19 protein-coding genes and 2 pseudogenes are annotated in these 18,685 nt (G+C 50.0%); 7 read left to right on the top strand and 14 right to left on the bottom strand.

Annotated features, from left to right (window positions below; translation table 11 throughout):
• Positions 1-59: 59 nt before the first annotated feature.
• From BM528_RS19010 to BM528_RS01500, 10 genes are all read right to left on the bottom strand, one after another.
• A complete protein-coding gene (locus BM528_RS19010) occupies positions 60-365 on the bottom strand; it encodes a HigA family addiction module antitoxin (RefSeq protein ID WP_020745481.1) in 306 nt (101 codons plus the stop codon).
• Between the two features lie 87 nt (positions 366-452).
• On the bottom strand, positions 453-1,211 hold the full coding sequence (cybH, locus tag BM528_RS01540) for a Ni/Fe-hydrogenase, b-type cytochrome subunit (RefSeq protein WP_071978378.1): 759 nt from the start codon (positions 1,209-1,211) through the stop codon (positions 453-455).
• A 35-nt stretch (positions 1,212-1,246) separates the two neighbouring features.
• Positions 1,247-3,055 (bottom strand): nickel-dependent hydrogenase large subunit, encoded by a 1,809-nt coding sequence (locus BM528_RS01535; protein ID WP_020745479.1) that lies wholly within the window; start codon positions 3,053-3,055, stop codon positions 1,247-1,249.
• The gene (locus BM528_RS01530; protein ID WP_020745478.1) at positions 3,055-4,131 is read right to left on the bottom strand and encodes a hydrogenase small subunit; all 1,077 of its coding nucleotides are present in this window, start codon (positions 4,129-4,131) and stop codon (positions 3,055-3,057) included. The genes BM528_RS01535 and BM528_RS01530 overlap by 1 nt, the downstream gene beginning before the upstream one ends.
• Positions 4,132-4,474: 343 nt before the next feature.
• Positions 4,475-6,778: a carbamoyltransferase HypF gene (hypF, locus tag BM528_RS01525; protein ID WP_071978377.1), complete on the bottom strand. Its 2,304-nt coding sequence runs from the start codon at positions 6,776-6,778 to the stop codon at positions 4,475-4,477.
• A complete protein-coding gene (locus BM528_RS01520) occupies positions 6,778-8,229 on the bottom strand; it encodes a nickel-dependent hydrogenase large subunit (RefSeq protein ID WP_020745474.1) in 1,452 nt (483 codons plus the stop codon). The genes hypF and BM528_RS01520 overlap by 1 nt, the downstream gene beginning before the upstream one ends.
• A 32-nt stretch (positions 8,230-8,261) precedes the next feature.
• The gene (locus BM528_RS01515; RefSeq protein ID WP_071978376.1) at positions 8,262-9,257 is read right to left on the bottom strand and encodes a HupU protein; all 996 of its coding nucleotides are present in this window, start codon (positions 9,255-9,257) and stop codon (positions 8,262-8,264) included.
• A complete protein-coding gene (locus BM528_RS01510; protein ID WP_071978375.1) occupies positions 9,250-10,578 on the bottom strand; it encodes a PAS domain-containing sensor histidine kinase in 1,329 nt (442 codons plus the stop codon). Before BM528_RS01510 ends, BM528_RS01515 begins: the two co-directional genes overlap by 8 nt.
• Before the next feature lie 127 nt (positions 10,579-10,705).
• Entirely contained in the window at positions 10,706-11,344 is a 639-nt protein-coding gene (locus tag BM528_RS01505) for a GNAT family N-acetyltransferase (RefSeq protein ID WP_020745470.1), read from the bottom strand.
• A 365-nt stretch (positions 11,345-11,709) separates the two neighbouring features.
• Complete coding sequence (locus tag BM528_RS01500) at positions 11,710-12,072, bottom strand: DUF3192 domain-containing protein (RefSeq protein WP_020745469.1); 363 nt, start codon at positions 12,070-12,072, stop codon at positions 11,710-11,712.
• 215 nt (positions 12,073-12,287) lie between these two features.
• On the opposite strand from BM528_RS01500, the gene BM528_RS01495 reads away from it, so the two are divergent.
• On the top strand, positions 12,288-12,572 hold the full coding sequence (locus tag BM528_RS01495) for a hypothetical protein (RefSeq protein ID WP_071978374.1): 285 nt from the start codon (positions 12,288-12,290) through the stop codon (positions 12,570-12,572).
• On the opposite strand, the gene syd is transcribed toward BM528_RS01495, so the two are convergent.
• Positions 12,569-13,117 carry a SecY-interacting protein gene (syd, locus tag BM528_RS01490; RefSeq protein ID WP_071978373.1) on the bottom strand — a complete coding sequence of 183 codons (549 nt, stop codon included), beginning with the start codon at positions 13,115-13,117 and terminating at the stop codon, positions 12,569-12,571. The genes BM528_RS01495 and syd overlap by 4 nt on opposite strands.
• Before the next feature lie 122 nt (positions 13,118-13,239).
• Here syd and queF point away from each other — a divergent pair, with 122 nt between their 5' ends.
• The 3 genes and pseudogenes from queF to BM528_RS01475 all read left to right on the top strand — a co-directional run.
• On the top strand, positions 13,240-14,082 hold the full coding sequence (gene queF / locus BM528_RS01485; protein WP_071978372.1) for an NADPH-dependent 7-cyano-7-deazaguanine reductase QueF: 843 nt from the start codon (positions 13,240-13,242) through the stop codon (positions 14,080-14,082).
• Between the two features lie 44 nt (positions 14,083-14,126).
• Complete coding sequence (locus BM528_RS01480; RefSeq protein ID WP_071978371.1) at positions 14,127-15,629, top strand: GGDEF domain-containing protein; 1,503 nt, start codon at positions 14,127-14,129, stop codon at positions 15,627-15,629.
• Positions 15,626-15,841, top strand: a pseudogene (locus BM528_RS01475) (pyrimidine/purine nucleosidase domain-containing protein); the annotation flags it as partial. The gene BM528_RS01480 and the pseudogene BM528_RS01475, both read left to right, overlap by 4 nt.
• Here BM528_RS01475 and BM528_RS01470 read toward each other — a convergent pair.
• A complete protein-coding gene (locus BM528_RS01470) occupies positions 15,825-16,550 on the bottom strand; it encodes a hypothetical protein (RefSeq protein ID WP_071978369.1) in 726 nt (241 codons plus the stop codon). The pseudogene BM528_RS01475 and the gene BM528_RS01470 overlap by 17 nt on opposite strands.
• Positions 16,551-16,657: 107 nt before the next feature.
• On the opposite strand from BM528_RS01470, the gene BM528_RS01465 reads away from it, so the two are divergent.
• Genes BM528_RS01465 through BM528_RS01460 form a run of 3 tightly spaced genes read left to right on the top strand, consistent with a single transcriptional unit; the run spans position 16,658 to position 17,578 of the window.
• Positions 16,658-17,074: a BLUF domain-containing protein gene (locus tag BM528_RS01465; protein WP_024024473.1), complete on the top strand. Its 417-nt coding sequence runs from the start codon at positions 16,658-16,660 to the stop codon at positions 17,072-17,074.
• Positions 17,075-17,119: 45 nt separating this feature from the next.
• Complete coding sequence (locus tag BM528_RS18610; protein WP_198033587.1) at positions 17,120-17,257, top strand: hypothetical protein; 138 nt, start codon at positions 17,120-17,122, stop codon at positions 17,255-17,257.
• 3 nt (positions 17,258-17,260) lie between these two features.
• Positions 17,261-17,578, top strand: coding sequence for a DUF1801 domain-containing protein (locus BM528_RS01460; RefSeq protein WP_020745968.1), 318 nt, complete (start codon positions 17,261-17,263; stop codon positions 17,576-17,578).
• Between the two features lie 22 nt (positions 17,579-17,600).
• On the opposite strand, the gene BM528_RS01455 is transcribed toward BM528_RS01460, so the two are convergent.
• Both BM528_RS01455 and BM528_RS19005 read right to left on the bottom strand, forming a co-directional pair.
• Entirely contained in the window at positions 17,601-18,344 is a 744-nt protein-coding gene (locus BM528_RS01455; protein ID WP_024024474.1) for a hypothetical protein, read from the bottom strand.
• Between the two features lie 54 nt (positions 18,345-18,398).
• A pseudogene (locus tag BM528_RS19005) lies at positions 18,399-18,470 on the bottom strand (AAA family ATPase); the annotation flags it as partial.
• Positions 18,471-18,685 lie beyond the last annotated feature (215 nt).

Here is an 18,685-nt window from a genome sequence, read left to right as displayed (position 1 = left end):
TAACCACAATAATATAAAGGATATAGATATAACAACACTATTCACCAATTGGAAAGTTACTAACCACCCTCTTTAACAAATCGGCGGCTGGCATCGTACAGCTCCCAAAGCTGTTGTTTTTCCAACCAAAACATCGGCGTAGTCTGAAAGTGTCGGGCCAGTCTGATAGCGGTATCGGCAGAGATCGCACGTTGGCCTTTGATAATTTCGTGTACACGTCGGCGGGATATGCCTAACAGTCGCGCCAGCTCAGACTGGCTGATATGCAGCGGTTTAAGATAACAACGCTCAAGAAATATACCGGGATGTTCAGGCTTGCGACTACTCAGGCAGTGGCTGCGAACATTGAGATTGAAGGCTGTCATCCGGTTGCTCAGAATAGTCATTAAAATGGGTTAAAGAAAAAGGGACGCAGGCGGGGTCAACAATTGCCTGCATCCCTCTGAGGAGCCTCAATCCGGCTTATCGTCCTTAAACATCCGCCAGCCGCTGATCATGGTGGAGATCAGACTTTGACGTGACATGATGTCTTCACGAATTGCCACATAGACATGGATCATAATAAAAGTGATCAGATACCACATGCCCAGGCGATGCCAGGTATGCACATCCTGACTCTGGCCAAACAGCGGGATCACCCAGCCAAACAACGTATCCTGCCAGCTTCCCTGCCCGGCACCTTCACTGTAAAGCGCAAAGCCTGTGAAGATCATAAAGATCATGCCGAGGATGAAGAAAAAGAACATGCCCAGTTGTGCCAGCGGGTTGTGACCGATGTACTTCTTGGGCGTCTTTTCCATAAACAGGTACCAGCGTACCTCGTGCCATACCTCTTTCCACCAGGCTTTCACAAAAAACTTGGGGAAGAACAGTTCACGGGAATGATGGTTCCCTACCAGTGCCCAGTACAACCGGCCGATAAAGCCCACGGTTACCACGTAAGCCGCGGCAAAGTGGGCAAAGCGAATGTAACCCATCAGGAAATTATCGCTGGCTTCCCCCGGTAAAGTGGGTAAAGGCTGACCGATAAAATACCCCGTCACGCACAGCGTGATGATGGAAAACACGGTTATCCAGTGCCATAAGCGCACTGGCGCCTCATAAACATAGACCGCGGTTTGACGGCGGGTGATAACCTTCTCATCACCACTGTGATGGTTATCCGTAAGCTGACTTCTCTCAACAGCTTTGCTTTTCACTGACGTAGACATAATTGAGTCTCCAGAGAGAGCAACAGAGTGCTCTCTTAACGAATTTTCACTTTAGTCAGTTCCTGACCGTCTTCACTCATTACGTGTGTGGAACAGGCCAGACACGGGTCAAAGCTGTGTAAAGTTCGCAGGATTTCAACCGGCTCATCAGGGCGCTCCATGGGCGTATTAAGCAATGACGCTTCAAACGCACCGATATTGCCTTCTGAATCACGTGGAGAACCATTCCAGGTAGTCGGTACCACTGCCTGATAGTTTTCAATTTTACCGTCTTTAATCTTAATCCAGTGACCCAGTGCACCGCGCGGCGCCTCGTTGGTGCCCACACCCTTGGCTTCTTTCGGCCAGGTTTTTGGATCCCATTTTTCCACATTGGCGGTAGAGGTATCACCGTTTTTAATGTTATTGACCAACTGATGCCAGTCATCCAGCATAGAGTCGACACACAGCTCAGAATCCAGTGCTCGCGCCAGGGTTCGGCCCAGCGTTGAAGGCAGGAACTGTTTTAAACCGAGGTCCATACCAGTGGCCTGGTTAAACGCCGACAGTGAGCGGTCAACTTGTTCCTGAACGTACTCTTTGCCAGAAGCATAAGCCACGATGTAGCGAGACAGCGGGCCCACTTCCATGGCATGACCTTTCCAGCGCGGTGATTTAATCCAGCTGTACTTAGCGCTTTCATCAAGCTCTTTAATATTTGTTTTGGTGCCTTTAAAGTTTGGCCCCAGTTCAAATTTCGCTTCTGTTTCACCGTCCCAGGGGTGCAGGCCTTTAGCGCCGTTAGCATACTGATACCAGCTGTGGTCCACGAACTCCTGAATTTCATCCGGATTACGCACATCCACCGGGTGTATCTCATCCCAGTTGCCATTGATAATCGCGCCAGCCGGAATGAGGTCGGTGGATTTATCGCCCGGTACCACTGTGTGCGTACCATAACTCAGCACGTTAGAAGCAGCCAGACCGCCGCCGTACAGCCAGTCTTTATAAAGCGTTGCAATAGCAATCACGTCCGGAATATAAACGTTCTTAATGAAGGCTTCGGCCTCGCGAATACGCTCCAGCACAAAGTTCAGGCTGGTCATATTGACTGGCGCGCCGGATGAGCCGGTACCGTCGAGATTAATCGCACATGGCACACCGCCAACCATAAAGTTAGGGTGTGGGTTCTTACCGCCGAAGATAGTGTGGATCTTAACGATCTCTTTTTGCATATCCAGCGCTTCAAGGTAGTGCGCCACCGCCATCAAATCCGCTTCAGGCGGCAGTTTATAAGCCGGGTTACTCCAGTAACCATTAGCAAATAACCCTAACTGGCCGCTTTCGATAAACTTCTTAATGCGGGTTTGCACGTCGCGGAAATAACCCGGACTGGACAGTGGATGTGACGACGATATTTTCTGCTGTAGGGCAGAGGTAGCTTTCGGATCGGCTTTCAGCGCATTAACCGGGTTCACCCAGTCCAGCGCATGTAGGTGATAAAAGTGCACCACATGATCGTGGATATTCAGGGTCTTATCCATCAGATGCCGAATAAGGTGCGCATTTAACGGAATATCAATGCCCAGCGCATCTTCTACCGCACGCACACTGGTGAGTGCGTGACAACCGGTACACACTCCACAAATACGTTCAACGAATGCCCAGGCATCACGCGGGTCACGGCCTTTTAAAATGACTTCCAGACCTCGCCACATGGTGCCGGTGGATACCGCATTGCGGATAATGTTGTTGTCGTCAACGTTAACCTCGCAGCGCATGTGACCTTCAATACGTGTCACCGGGTCCACCACAATACGGCGGCCAGAACTGTCGAGTAATTTAGAATTTAACGGCGTGTTCATTATTCTTGTTCTCCCTTATGCTGCGCGCGTTTCACCGCACTAACGGCAGCATGGGCAGCAATCGCTGCACCTACACCACCAGCAACGGCAGTGCCTACTTCATCAGCGTTCGATTCGATACCGAACTGGTTAATGTCAGTCAGACGGTCATAGAAGGAACCTTTGTCCCAGAAGCCATCTTCGGAACAGCCGATACAACCGTGGCCGGCCTGAATTGGGAAGGACGTGCCTTCGTTCCAGCGTACGGTTGAACAGGCGTTATAAGTTGTTGGCCCTTTACAACCCACTTTGTAAAGGCAGTAGCCTTTTCGCGCGCCCTCGTCATCCCACTGTTCAACAAACTGACCGGCGTCAAAGTGCGGCCGGCGATAACATTTGTCGTGGATACGCTGGCTGTAAAACATCTTCGGACGTCCCTGACGGTCCAGTTCCGGTACCTTGCCGAAAGTCAGCATATAGGTAATTACGCCGGTCATTACCTCTGCAATGGGCGGACAACCCGGCACTTTAATGATGGGCTTATCTTTTATCACTTTATGAATAGGCACCGCCTGAGTGGGGTTTGGACGAGCGGCCTGAACGCAGCCCCATGAGGCGCATGAACCCCAGGCAATAATGGCCGCCGCGTCTTTGGCGGCATGCTTAAGCTGGTCAAGGAATGGCTTACCACCAACGATACAGAACATGCCGTCTTCATTCAGCGGCGGATTACCTTCTACAGCCAGGATGTACTTACCCTTATACTTCTGCATGGTCTCTTCAAGAATCGCTTCGGCCTGATGGCCTGCTGACGCCATTAACGTATCGTCGTAATCCAGTGAGATCATCGACAGTACAACGTCTTTCACCAAGGGGTGTGCAGAGCGAATAAAGGATTCAGAACAACAGGTACATTCCAGTCCGTGCAGCCACAGCACGGGGGTACGCTCCTTGGTCTCCATGGCATTGGCAATACGCGGTGCAAACGCAGGGCCCAGGCCTAATGCAGCAGCAGTCAGGCTACAATACTTCAGAAAACTGCGACGGGTAATCCCCTGTCGCCGCATGACTTCGTAAAAGGTCTCTAATTGGGACATTCGGTCCTCCGGCAGTGATACCGCTGAAGTTACACTTACCTCAAATTTGCACGGCCAATCGGTCTTGGTTTTTGTTCTGATGTAAGTTGCGTTCAGCTATTATTTTTCTAATAACACAGCGTGGTGTTTTGTTAGTACGCACAAATCAGAATGCAAACAACAGACCAACCACAAAAACCATTTATTTTCATAAAGTTAGAATAAATCGAGAGAGAGTTACCTGAAGTCTACTTACCACTAGAAGAGGAAAGCGGAAAGTCTGTTTACACTGTGTTAACGGTGTTTCCAGACAGTAATTAATGAGGGGATGGCAGAGCAGAAGCTATGCCGGATAAAGCTGATTTTATTGATTTTTTGCCAGAGCAACCAGGGCCTGACCAAAGGCTATCCCGCCGTCATTCGCCGGCAATTGCTGATGCGTAAGGACTTTAAAGCCACTTGACTGCAAGGTATCCTGCAGCGCCTCACTAAGCAGCAGATTTTGCATCACACCACCGGATAACACTACGGTAGTAAAGTCGTAAGCCGCTTTTAACTTTAGCGTCATCTCACTAAGCGCAATCACCAGCCCTTTATGAAAAGCCATTGCCATTGCAGCTTTGCTCCGTCCCTGGCGTAAATCCGTTATAATCTGCTGCCACATCGCCTGAGGCACTACTTGATTATCAGTAATCCTGAGATGATAAGGTTCAACATCTTCCTGGCAGGTCTGAGCCAGCGATTCCAGCCGGATTGCAGCCTGCCCTTCGTAGGTGATTTGTGCCGGGGCGCAGCCAAGCGCCGTCGCAACGGCGTCAAACAGCCGGCCTGCAGAGCTACTCAGCGGGCAGTTTAACTGCATTGTCAGCATTTTTTCGAAGCTGTTGCACATGGGGTCTGCAAACTGTGGGCAAATATCGGTCATTTCTGCCAGTTGCCCGGCAGTGAAGCATTGTCGGAGCTGAGCATACAGCGACCGCCAGGGTGACTTGATCGCCTGAGCGCCACCAATTAAGGGGACCGGCGCTAGTGAGGCTATCCGTTTCATGGCAGCATAACCACCATATAAAAACTCGCCGCCCCACAGGGTCTCATCGGTGCCGAAACCGGTGCCATCCAGGCATATTCCGAGTACTGCATCGCCGGCCAGCGGATACTGATTGTCGCCCAGACAAGCGCCAATGTGCGCATGGTGATGTTGTACCCGGGTAAGGTGATTGCCCTGCTCTTCCAAGCTTACACCATGTTTTGTGGACAGATACTCCGGATGCATATCACAGACGTAATGTTCAGCAGCGTTTTCGTACAGCTCGCGATAAAGCTGCAAGGTGTGCAAATATTCATCGAACGTACTGGCATCGTGCAGATCGCCAAGATGTTGGCTAATCACCGCCCGGCCATCCTTAATCAGACACAGGGTATTCTTTAACTGGCCGCCCAAAGCGATAAGCGTCTGCCCGGCAGAGAAACCTGATGGTAACGGTAAGCTGGCAGGCGCATACCCGCGCGCGCGGCGCAGTATTTGTGTACCGTATTTACCCGCCACCACCACCGAATCATCCAGGCGGTTGTGGATTGGCCGATTGTGCAACAGCAACACATCGGCAATGTTATTTAACTGAGAGCGAGCCGCATCATTGGTGATCGCCTGGGGTTCCCCGGAACGATTGCCACTGGTCATTATCAGTGGAAAGTCTACCTCTGCCAGGAGCAGATGATGTACCGGCGAATAGGGTAACATCACACCGATTTTCGTATTGTCAGGGGCAACCGATGGCGCAATTTTATATTGCTCCGGGTTTTCCTGCCGGGACAACAGCACAACCGGCGCAGCAGGATGCGTTAACAGCGCCTCATCCTGCTCGTTAACTCTGGCAAACTGCCTGATTGCCTCAATATTCGAGGCCATTAATGCCAGCGCTTTATGGGGGCGCTGTTTTCGTTCACGTAATCGTTTCACTGCCTGTTCATTAGTGGCGTCACACGCTAAGTGAACCCCGCCAATCCCCTTTATCGCTACGATTTGACCATCCCGTAATGCCTCACCGAGGGCCTGAAACGGCGTCTCACTGGCGACTGGCTCACCACCGGGTGTTTCCAGCCAGCAATGAGGGCCGCAATCAGGGCAGGCATTTGGCTGGGCATGAAAGCGGCGATCGGCCGGGTTGTCATATTCCTGCTGACAAGCCGCACAAAGGGTAAATTCCACCATGGTGGTGGAGGCACGGTCGTAGGGAATTTGCCGGATAATACTCAGCCGCGGGCCGCAGTTGGTACAATTGATAAACGGATAATGATAACGGCGATCACCAGGCTGGAACAGCTCTGAAAGGCAATCCGGGCAGGTAGCGGCATCCGGTGCACAGCCGGTAGTAACGATCCCCGACTGAGATACGTCTATTGCAAAGGATGAAAATACAGGTAAATCCAACGCCTCTTGATGCATTGCATCAATCCGGGCCAGTGGCGGTAACTGCTGCAACATCAGCTCAGCAAACTCACCAGCCTGCGCCGCACTGCAATTAAGCTCAACTATAACGCCACCGGTATCGTTGAAAACCCGCCCGGTGAGCTTTAACTCTGTTGCCAGACGCCAGATAAACGGGCGAAAACCCACGCCCTGAACAATCCCGTTAACGCGTAAGCGCATTCCTTTGCTGTGTGGCATTAATGCACCGTGCAGGCCATACAGGGATCGAAAGAGCGGACAATATGTTGTACCGACACCGGTGTTTTCTCACCGTTCATTACCGGCGCGCCAACGACCGCCTGCTCCAGCGCACCGGGCTGTTCGTGTTGATCCCGGGGCGAAAAATTCCAGCTGGTCGGGGCGATGATCTGATAGTTACTGATCTTACCGTTTTTCACTTCCAGCCAGTGACCTAAGGCGCCCCGAGCTGCTTCAACCAGGCCAACGCCGGAGGTCTCGGCGGGCATTTCACCGTGATGACAAAAGGGCGCGGTAGGATCAATTTGCTTAACCCACTCTTCCATTTGCCCTACCACAATGGCCACTTCAAGCAGTCTGGCCACCACCCGGCTTAACACATTGCCACCATGGCGGCTTATCATGTCTCGCATCAGCGGGTGACCGTTAACTACCTGTCGCGCCAATGGCCCGACTTCCACCACCTCGTGACCTAAGCGGGGCGCCTTACACCAACTGTATCCCGCCTCGTTATCCAGCGTTGGCTGGGTAATTCCCTGCGCCGGCGGATGCGGATGGTCGGTGTCACTCATCCAGCTATGGGAGTGATCTTCGACTATTCGGGCGATATCCAACGGACTTGTCTGGCCATCTCTGTAGCTGCCAGCAGCCCACATCGGCTCATCAAGAGCACCATAAGCGCCGAAGCTGAGAAAATGATCCGTTGCCCTGCCAAGCTGGTGTAATTGTTGTACTTCAGCCACATGCAAAAAACGGCGGAAGTCAGAGCTGTGCCAGGGCTTTTGCTGATACCACTGCCATAATTCGGCTTCGCTTTTAAGCTGACTAATGGTGGTCAGACTATCGCCAAATAAAGTACTTTCGAGAAAACGCTTAAACCCGGCAACGATGGCCAGTAAACGCATGCGCTCTTTGGGCTCAATCGCTTTGGCTACCCCACCCGGCTGTAAACTCAGGGTGTGTGGCCACTTGCCGGCCATCAGCCCCATCAGGTGCAGAAAATCGGCCCGAGCTGGCAACATCTGCGTTGAGGCAGAGCCTGCAGTGGCTTTAAACCGCCCCTGAATATCACCAAACCAGCTAGCGCCAGCGTATGTGTCGCGGGCAAAATCGGGCATAAAAAACAGATAAAAATGCGTGATCAGATCGGTAATGTTTTCACTTGCCAGCACTAAGTTGGTACACAGCTCGCCGTTTTTCGGCATACTCAGTCCCATGGCATCAGCTAACGCCCGGGCACTGGCCACCGACTGGGTAACCGAGCAAATACCACAGATCCGCGGCGTATAAACTAGCGCATCCATGGGTTTGTGGCCCAGTAAAATTCGTTCAAACCCACGATACAGCGGCGAGTTTACTTCAGCTCGCTGCACTTTATCTTCGCCGGTTTCCAGGGTGATTTCCAGGTCCCCTTCCACGCGATTAAAGGGGCCTGCGACAATTCGGCTCATACTGCTACTCTCTGACTGCACATACTGATGGTTCAGCCTTTGCGTTTATGAATGGTGGGCGGATAAATTAGCTGCTCGGCAATGGCATTCTTTTTTAACCGTTCAGGCGTGGCCGCTTTAGACAATTGCGCCAGGGCAACAAACCATGCTTTGGGCATATCGGTTGGCAGGCCAACCGGGATCCCGGCAATTTTGGGCGTTTGGCAAAAACTGTGGCCCGGTTCTTCAAATTCGGGGGCGGTGCAATTAATACACGGGTAGCCACCGTTGGTACAGGAGCCCTGGCCATTCCAGGGCCGGCTGTTACAGTCAGCATGCGCCTGGGTGCCTTTACACCCCATATTTTCCATCATGCAACCGCGATCGCCCATATCCACCGCACTGGCTTTATATTCATAGAATTCGTTGCGGGAGCAACCATGATGCACCAGGTGATCGGCGTACATACGCGGACGACCAAACTTATCGAGTTGCTCATCATTGTGCTCACCCAGCGCTATGCTCATCAGGGTTTCGGTAACCCAGTCAGGGTGCACCGGACAACCGGCGATATTAACCACCTGATCGCCACTTTGCGACGTAAAATCCTTACCCAGCAGACCGCCCGCCATTTCGCCATCAAATTGCAGGCCCGTGGCATCAGTATCATTGGCACCAGCTGCCGTAATACCTCCGTAGGCCGCGCAGCTACCAACGGCAACAGTGTAGCGGGCAATATCCGCCAGCGCTTTTACCCACTCAATCATAGGTTTGCCGGTACCGCCCAATATGTGAAACTTACCGGTGCCCATGGGGCCGGTCATCATAGAGCCTTCGATACAAAGAATATCCAGAATAATGTCACCGGCCAGGATCCCCTCGAGCATGGCAATACACTCATCACCGGTGGCTTCGCTTAATGATGGATGCCAGAGCAGATTGATGCCCGCATTTTCAAACAGGGTCAGGACATCGGGGGATTCGGCATTGAGTAACGACATGGAACAGCCGCCGCAACCACCGGATTGCAGCCATAACAGATTAAGCATCAGCGGACTCCCGGTTAGGTAAAAACAGGCTAGCGATTGCACCGCCATCGATATGATTGTCGATGGATAATTCGCCATTATGTTGCGAAACGATACCATAACTAATTGATAAACCTAAGCCTGTTCCCATTCCAACTGGTTTGGTTGTATAAAAAGGCTCAAAAATTTGCGGCGCATCGTCGGCGCTGATCCCAGATCCGGTATCCCTTATGGTCAATAACACGCCATCATTATCTGCACTGGCATTGATGGTTAATCTGCGCGTCTCGGAAGCAGCCATGGCATCTACCGCGTTTTCGATCAGGTTGACCACGACCTGATGGATCTGCCCGGCATGGCCATAAGCTTCCAGTGGTCGGGGAATGTTGTCTACCACCTCAACCGCAAAATCACTTTCTTTCATTATCCAGTGTAAAGCGGTATGCACCGCGTGACTGAGGTCGAAAGACGCTTTCTCCGACACCTGCGCAGACGAGAACTGACGTAAATCATTGACGATTTCTTTTACTCTGTCTGCGCCTTCCATGGTGCCATCCACCAGCGAATTGAGATCTTTGATGGCCTTTTCCAGACGCATGTTTTCACGCATCTCGCGCAGCGCGTCACGGCTTTCACCGCTGGCTACCGCATCAAAGTAAGTGCTGAGTTTATCGGTGTAACGACGTAACACGTGCATGTTGCCATACACAAAGCTGATGGGATTGTTCAGCTCGTGGGCTACACCTGCCACCAGACGACCCAGAGAAGCCATTTTTTCTGACTGAATAAGTCGTTGCTGGGCGAGCTGTAATTCAGCATGGGCAATATTAAGCTCTTTATAGGCTCTTTGCAGCTCACCAAGAGGGCGTCCTACCAGCACCATGCCCACAGACTTACCGCGGTGATTTAAGCGCGCCGTACAATTTACCGATAACGGTACACTGCCCGACTTGCCCTGTAATTCCAGCTCGTAGTCGCGCACAGACTGAGCACGCAGGCGTTCGTAAAAGCCCTGTACCTTGTCGTGCAACTCCGGGGCGATAAAGGTTAAAATAGAACGACCAATCAGAGCCGATTCAGACTCCCCCACCAGCTCGGTTAATGCCCGGTTTACGCCTTCAATGATACCGTCGTTATCACACACGACGAGCACATCGTTCATAGCACTTTGAATACTGTCAGAAAAGCTTTTGGCCTCTTCCAGCTCAACGTTTTTTTCTTCGACTTCGACCTGTGACTGCACCAGATCCGCATAGGCTTCATCCATTTTCTGGATGACACTTACCCAGGCATCTTCATTCTGAATGGCTTGTACCGGATTGAAGTCTAAAGAGTCTGACATATCTGCAGCGTGTAATTATCTATACAGGCACTATACCTGACGGGATTCGGCCCGCAAGGCTGACAAGGCATTTTCTCGTTAAAAGCAGGGCGGATTGCTCGCCCTGCACGGTATTCCCGGCGAACGATTAAGGCCTTGGACGGAACATAACCTGCCCGGTTTTATTAGCAATTTCCACCTGCGCGACTTTTTGATAAAAGCCGTCAGAAAAGAACGTTTCATATTTAGGTACTGTCACAAATACGCCCACCCCTTCTGAATCACGATGCTCAAGTAAGACACTGTCGATAGCCCGCATCAGCAGATGACCAAGACCGTGTGACTGATAGTCCGGATGCACCGCAATGAACGACAGCAGATGATACTTTTCAGCTGGCATGGCAGAACGAATTTTTTCCTCTTTCTCGAGCATTTGCCGGGTGCCGTAATACCCGGTGGTCAGCAGCATTTTTAACCGCCAGTGCCAATAACGCCCAGCCCCTGCAGCATTGTCTGGCCCCGTGAGGCAGGCAACAGACAATAATCGCCCCTCATCAAACAGGCCAATAATGGGTTGCTCGGCTTCCCAGAATGCGGTGAGTTCTTCGCGAATAGCCGACCGTAACCGCGATTCGTAGCCTTCTTTTTCACTCTGGAATATTTGTAAAAAAATTGGATCGTCGTGGTAGGCGTTGTAAATGATGGATGCAGCCACTTTCAGATCTTCCGCTGATAAGTATGCTGCTCTGATTTTATCCAGGTTTTGTTGGATTTCCGCTTGTACCATAGCCTGTCTCCCGTGTTGTGGTGATGCGTAAACGCCTGTTTTGCGACCCGGGCCGCCCTCTCACTCAACCGCTCAGCGCTGCCGCTGAACAACAGCAAACTGAAAACAACAAGATTGGTCTTAAGAGATACGTAATAGACGCACAAAAAGTGCATCAGTTCCCCACTCTAGCCGAAAAAATAACACCATGTAAATATACCGTTAACAATATTTATACATTTGAATAAGTTTAGCGATGATAATTGAGTACAGTGATCGGGCAGGTAGTGCAACGAGCCATCATTAATGATGGCCGGCCAGACAGCAACAAGCCCGATAAACGGGATGTTTATCGGGCTTGTCAGTAAGTGTAAACGGTGGGCGGATTAGATTTTACGGACCGCTTCTTCACCCCAACCAATTAAGCGATTATCTTTGAAGACCAGGGGAGTACACTCGTCCTTGGTGGTGATACCGTCGTCCTCGGTACGCTGCGTGCGATAGTAAAGAATCCGGTAAACGTGATCGCCCTCGCCTACCATTTCGTTGAAGTCGGCTACACCCATCTTACGGGTAACGTCTTCAAAGTGCGCATTCACTTCCAGATTGCTGATATGTTTACGATTATTATACTCACGCTGCTCCCAGCTGGCCTGGTAATGTTCTTTGTCATCACCTCCTACGGAAATGACACAACCAGACAGTAACATGGGTGCTACCAGAGCAGTACAAAGCATTAATTTTTTCATAGTGGTTCCCTGTTGAAAAATAATAAGTCACTAATGAACTTCAGGTAATCAAGAATGAGGCCAACTATAACTTATTGAATTTTAAAGAAATTAAAAAATAACCACTTGGCGGCGGTGCTAACTATCGGTATGATTAGCGAAATTTTCGTTGTTTTGACTAACTGACTAAAGGCCAAGCCCGCCTGGTGTGTTGGTCACCAGTAAAGAGTAAATGCATGTCCTCTAAAGAAAACCATAAAACCCTGGTCGAAATCTGCCATTTATTGGCGGCCGAGGGCTTAACGCCGGGTGTAGGCTTATTGCGTGGTAAAGCGCCTTTCAAGGTAAGCGTGCTGGACGCCATTGAGGCGATAAAGGTCTTTAATCAGCAGAATGTGCAGGTCAAAGCCCAACCCAAAACACCGGGCGACAAAGAGCGCATCGCTGAGCTGGAAAAACGGGTGGAACAGTTAGAGCAGGCCCTCGCGGTGATGGAGAGCCGGCTGGCAAAGCTCAGTTAAACGGCTGGCGTCAGGCCATCAATAAAGGTCGCCAGATCAGGTGCCAGACAACGAGTGGGCAATTTCCCCACCTGTTCCAGTACTACCTCACCTGAGGCATTATCTACAGACAAAATAAAGTCGTCTTCATCGGTTAAGCCAAAAAATAACGTGGGCGGCTGTTTTAGTCGCTGCTTCATTAACAAATGGCCAATCAGGTTTTGTTGTAGTCGCTCGAAGTCCTCTTCACTGCAAACCTGCAATAATTCACAGTTGCCTTGTTCAGCCTTAACCGGCAGATTAAAACTCCAGTAAGTGGTAAAGAATTTGCAAAATTGCTCGTTCAGCGTGATGTGCAAGGCGTTTTCGATATTGGCAAAGGTATATTCACCTTCCATCGGCACGGGCTGCCAGGTGCAGGGCTCTCCCTGGCTGGCGTTCCCCACATAACAGGGGGATGCTAATTCCGCTTCAAACTCAGTGGTCATCAGCGCGGGATGAGACGCTGCCGCTTGTTGTAAATCGCGCATTAACTTATGCAATGATTGTTGAACTATATTCTCCATTGCGATTCCATATCAGGTATACTAAACCTCTATAGTAAAGAATTTATGGCACTTTAAACACCAGCTTGGCATATTGAATGCGCGTGCCATGATTAATCAGTGGTAAAAAGTTACAGGACAGCATGACAGTAAAGCACTCTTCGTCACCGTCTCTTCCCGCCAACCTGACACTGGGTCAAAAGGTTGACTACATTGAACAGTACACGCCTGAGCTGTTGCAAGGTGTGCCGCGCTCGCTAAGCCGTGAACAAATTGGCGTTTCACAGCCCCTGCCTTTTGGCGGTGTGGATATCTGGAACGGTTATGAGCTTTCGTGGCTTAATCCGAAAGGCAAACCGCAGGTCGCCATTTTGCAATGCCAGGTGCCAATTGATTCGCAAAACCTTATCGAGTCTAAGTCTTTCAAGCTTTATCTGAACAGCTTCAATCAGTCGGTATTTGGCAGTGCAGATGAAGTGGCCCGACACTTAAGCAAGGATTTATCGGCCTGTGCCCAGGCACCGGTTAAGGTGCAATTATTCAGCGCCGGTCAGTTTGGCGCCCTTCACCTTGGTGAACTCGACGGCACCGTGATTGACGATCTGGACATTGAAATCAATGCCTATGAGCCGAGCCCGGAGCTGCTCACAACCGGCGACCAGCAGGTTTCTGAAACCCTGGTGAGTCATTTATTAAAGTCTAATTGCCTGATCACCAGTCAGCCTGACTGGGCCAGTGTGCAAATTCATTACGAAGGCGCGGCTATAGACCACGCCGGACTGCTGGCTTATCTCATCTCGTTTCGCCGGCATAATGAATTTCACGAGCAGTGTATCGAGCGAATTTTTTGTGATTTAATGAATCGATGCAAGCCGCACAAGCTAGCAGTCTATGCGCGCTACACCCGCAGAGGCGGATTGGATATCAACCCGCTACGGGCGAATTTTGATTTCAATGTATCGAACAATCGGTTAGCCCGGCAGTAGCATGCCGGCGGTTATTTTTGGCTAATAAGGAGCTTGCATAACACATGGAAGCGAAACAACTCCAATCGCTGCGCGCTCACAGTGAGCAACTGGCAGGATTTATAGTCCGGCTCACCAGTTATTATGAGGGATTATCGGCAGAGATTGATAAAGAGTTACAGTCTCTGCGCGGTCATTTAAGTGGCAAGATTGATTTCACTCTGGCCACCCTATCCATGAATAAAGTCAACCAGCTCATTATGCTGGAACCCTACTCAGTAAAAACCCTGACTCAGGCCTGGCTTCGCCAACTGGAAGAAGACATCCAGGCATTTCAGCGTCTGGTGACTGAGCCGGCGGCCCGCAGCCAGGCAGCCAAAGCCAGTAGCGCCCTGAAAAAGCCCATCAATGGCATCAGTGCCGTGCTGCCGCTCTATCAACAGGTATTAAAGTGCTATCAATCCGGCATGGGCAATGCTGAAGAGTCAACGACTGACAACCAACCCAATAACCGAACGGTACAGCTTAAACAAAACCTCATCGATGAGCTCGGTCAGTTGGTACAAACCTATATCCGGGTCAACCCGGAGGATGACTACATCGCCTCCCTGCAGGAGAGGCTTGGCCAGGGGCTTACCGAAGAAGAGTTACTGAATAGCTGCCTGATCCTGATCCGGGTAATGGTTCAGGAAACCCTCACCGAGGCCAATACGGCCGGTAAAATTATTCAGCGGCTGAATAATGCCCTGGGTAATATTAACGGTGACGTGCAATCCAGTATCTCAAAAAGTGCCGAGAGTTTTGAGGCGCGCCAGTCTCGCAACCAGGAATTGCGAAACGTGCTGGAAGACATGGAAGACGCCCTGGAAGGCGAAAGCAATATCGACGACTTAAAGCAGCAGGCGCAGCACTACTTGGGCCAGATGGCTAACTCACTCAGTGCCGGTGAAGAAGCCGAGCGTCAGGAACAGGAAGGCCTGATGTCACTGCTGGTCTCCATGCAGCAACAGCTCTCATCGCTGCAGAAACAAACCGACTCATACCGTAAAAAGCTGGTTGAACAGCGCATAAACATGTACACCGATCCGCTCACCCGGGTGCCCAATCGCATGGCATATAATGAAAGGGCTTCAAAAGAATGGGATCGCTGCCAGGCCCAGAACAAGCCACTGAGTATCGCGGTAGTCGACGTGGATCACTTCAAACGGATCAATGATAAATACGGCCACGCCGCCGGTGATAAAACACTCCAGGCCATAGCACGCCACCTGAAAACTAACCTGACCAGCAGCGAGTTTATGGCACGCTGGGGCGGTGAAGAATTTATTATACTGTTGCCCGATCATGCCAGCGATAAACTGTTAAATCGCCTGAATGAGTTGCGCGAGGGGCTGGCTAAGCTACCCTTTAAATTTAAACAAGAGCGCCTGACAGTCACAGCCTCCATCGGCGGTACTCAGTGCCGTACCGGGGAGAAGCTCGACGCCGCCTTTGAGCGGGCCGATAAAGGGCTATATAAAGCAAAATCCGGTGGTCGGAATCAGGTGGTCATTCAGGATAACGAATGAAAAAAATTCAGCTAAACCCTGTAGGTTGGATGAGCCAACTCTCCCAACTTGAAGTCAGCAAGCTTGAAGACACCACAAACAGTAACCTGTATCAGCTCTTCCGTAACTGCTGCCTGGCAGTGCTTAATAGCGGAGTGGATGAAGACAACTACGAAATGTTGTTTGCCCCCTACGAATCCTTCGACATTCGGCTGATTAAACGGGAACGGGGCTAACCGGCTCCAGTCCGCCACTTTCATCGAGCAGGTGAATTTGTGGATGCTGTTCTTCTATTGCCTGAGCAAGGCTGGCCGGCAGCCCGCCCTCTGATAACAATGCCTGCATAGTTTTTGCCAGATCGTTGCTGGCAGTATCGGAACCACGCACCCGAAAACGCGATGTGTTTTCCAGGTAAATTTCGAAACTGCAGTGGGCATGGCATAATCTCGCCAGCGCATTTGAGAAGGTTGAAAGCAGCGCCGTGAGCTTTTCGTCGCCTCGTGAAAAGCGTGTGATACACACCAGCAATTCTGTTTCTGCATCGTGCTGACGGTAGGTGTTTTCAATATACTCAAAAGTGGCCAGCTCCCGTTTGAGCACACTGGCATTAAACTTGGCTTTCGCTTCAGACGCCGTTAAACAGGCATTGATTTGGTACTCTTCCAGCCAGACTACTTCGTCCAGTTGCTGAGTGGGGTTATGCATAAGAATGATACGGGTATCCTGGTTAACCAGCCCCTGACGAATATACTGGGCTACCGACTGACAGAGGGAAATATCATCATCGGAGCCTACACAGAGTATAACCAGTGAGGGCTTACAACTGCGCAGTGTCTTTTTAGCGTTTCTCAGGCTGGTTAATTTTTCGCAGTGCATTGTGTTATCCGGCAAAAATGCCGCTAAGTCTGGACTCTGACCAACCAAAAACACTGGATTTTCCATACATTTACCCAACACTACCGTTTCTGAAAACTCTGCTATATTTGAAAGATAGTCGTTGCCTGCAGTTACGCAAACAATTACGCAGTTTAGAAAAAAGGAAAGTAAAAATGAAGTTAGTGAGATTGGTGTACTACAGCCATGCCTCGCGGGAAATGTCACTTAGCGATCTGAAATCCATTCTCGACACCGCCCGCCGTAACAATCAGGCCGAGGGCATTTGCGGTATGCTTTCTTACGAACAACAATATTTTTTGCAGGCGCTGGAAGGCGAACGCAGCGCCGTTAACGAGCTTTACCTGGATATTGCTGATGACCCCCGCCATGACGAAATCACTATTATCAGCTATGAGGAAATCACCGCCCCTATTTTCAAACAGTGGAAAATGGGCTACGCCGGCGGCAGTGCCGAGTTTACTAAATTGCTCAAAGAGATGGGCCAGACTGAGTTCCTGCCGGAAACCATGAGCCCTCGACAGGCATTCCAATTCCTGCAACACCTTGCTGGTAATCAGGACAACCTTTAAGGCATAGTGGTTAAGCAATCTAACCTAAGTTAGCCAGGAGCGACTATGTCCGACGCACAGAGTTACACATCGGTAGACCAGTACATTACCGCCCTACCCGTGGAAAAGCAGCGGGTAATATCACAGTTACGCCAGACAATACTGGATAACCTGCCAGCCAGATTTAGCGAATGCATCAACTAAAACATGATTGGCTATGTGGTGCCCCATCAACTGTTCCCTGCCGGTTATCATTGCAACCCAGAATTGCCATTACCCTTTATGAACCTGGCGGCACAGAAAAGCCATTATGGCTTTTATCATATGGGCATTTATGCAATGCCTGAGCTCGAAAGCTGGTTTCGGGTCCGTTACGCCGAAGCGGTACCTACTAAGCTGGATATGGGTAAAAGTTGTATCCGTTTTAAAAACCCCAAACACATTCCCTACAACTTAATTGGCGAGTTGGTCAGCAAAGTGAGCGTTGATGATTGGATATCGGTTTATCAAAGCCTCAAAAAATAGAACTTGTTCCACTTTTACTGTTCTACTCTATTAACGACTTAAATTGCGCTTCTGATAACACTTCTTCTTCCAGTAAAGCTTGTGCAACCTTGCTTATTTGCTCCCAGTATTGGTCAACTAATTGATCAGTTTTCAGGGTTGCTTCATCCAGCCACTCTTTGATTAATTTTTCAGTCTGAGATTGAAAGTAAACGTCTCCGCTCCATTCATGTAACACTGTGGTGTCTAAGTTGTAACTATCGGGATGCATTCCGTATTTGGCAACAGGATTCCAGGCAGACCACATGGCCTGCCTCAAATCACTGCTGGCACCGGTATCTAATCCTTCATCTCCGAACTGTTTTACCTGGGCCGCTCGACCAGCTAACGCTACACATGTCTGCGAGAACCAAAAAGCTTTCGTGTAATCAATTTCTTGTTCCCTGTTGTAGGCCACCATTCCTAAAGCTTGTTCTCTGGGCACAATACTTATTTGTTCAATTATTCTCTCTGGCATCAGAACTTTTGAGATAACCGCATGACCAGCCTCATGAAAGGCGGTTTCTGCCAGCATTTTTGCGCACTTATCAAGTGTCCGTTTAGCGCCATATTTAAGAATATTAATTTCTTCCAGTAACGTACTTTGACCAATTTTGCCAGTATTCTTACTTAGAGCCTGAAGCACTGTCTCCCGATGAACCTTCTCTAAATCTGCACCGCTCATACCAGCCGTTAGTGATACGATTAAATCAACATCTATAGCCTCTTCGTAAACGTCGTACTGCAAGAACTTTTCGATAAACCAGCGCCGGGCATTTTTATCCAGGAAAGGAACATGGACATGAAGATCAAGCCTTCCTGAACGTAATAATGCTTCATCAAGTTTATCCAGCCGATTGGTAGCCGCGACAATAAAAACCGCGCCTTTATTTGGCTATTTGCATTCTAAGGTTGGAAATCAGCTTTTCTGCCAAGGCAATGAAAAGGCTCAGTTGGTTGGAAGCTAAAGTATGAGGGGCTGCATTGTACGTTTTTCGGACCTTGAGACTATAAATTTCCCACCCTATTGATCAGTAGATTTACATTAAAATCATATACACACTGTGATGCCAATTCAAGATAAAGGCG

Source organism: Alteromonas sp. RW2A1 (assembly GCF_001886475.1).
Lineage (GTDB): Bacteria > Pseudomonadota > Gammaproteobacteria > Enterobacterales > Alteromonadaceae > Alteromonas > Alteromonas hispanica.
This window is presented reverse-complemented; position numbering and strand designations above follow the sequence as displayed.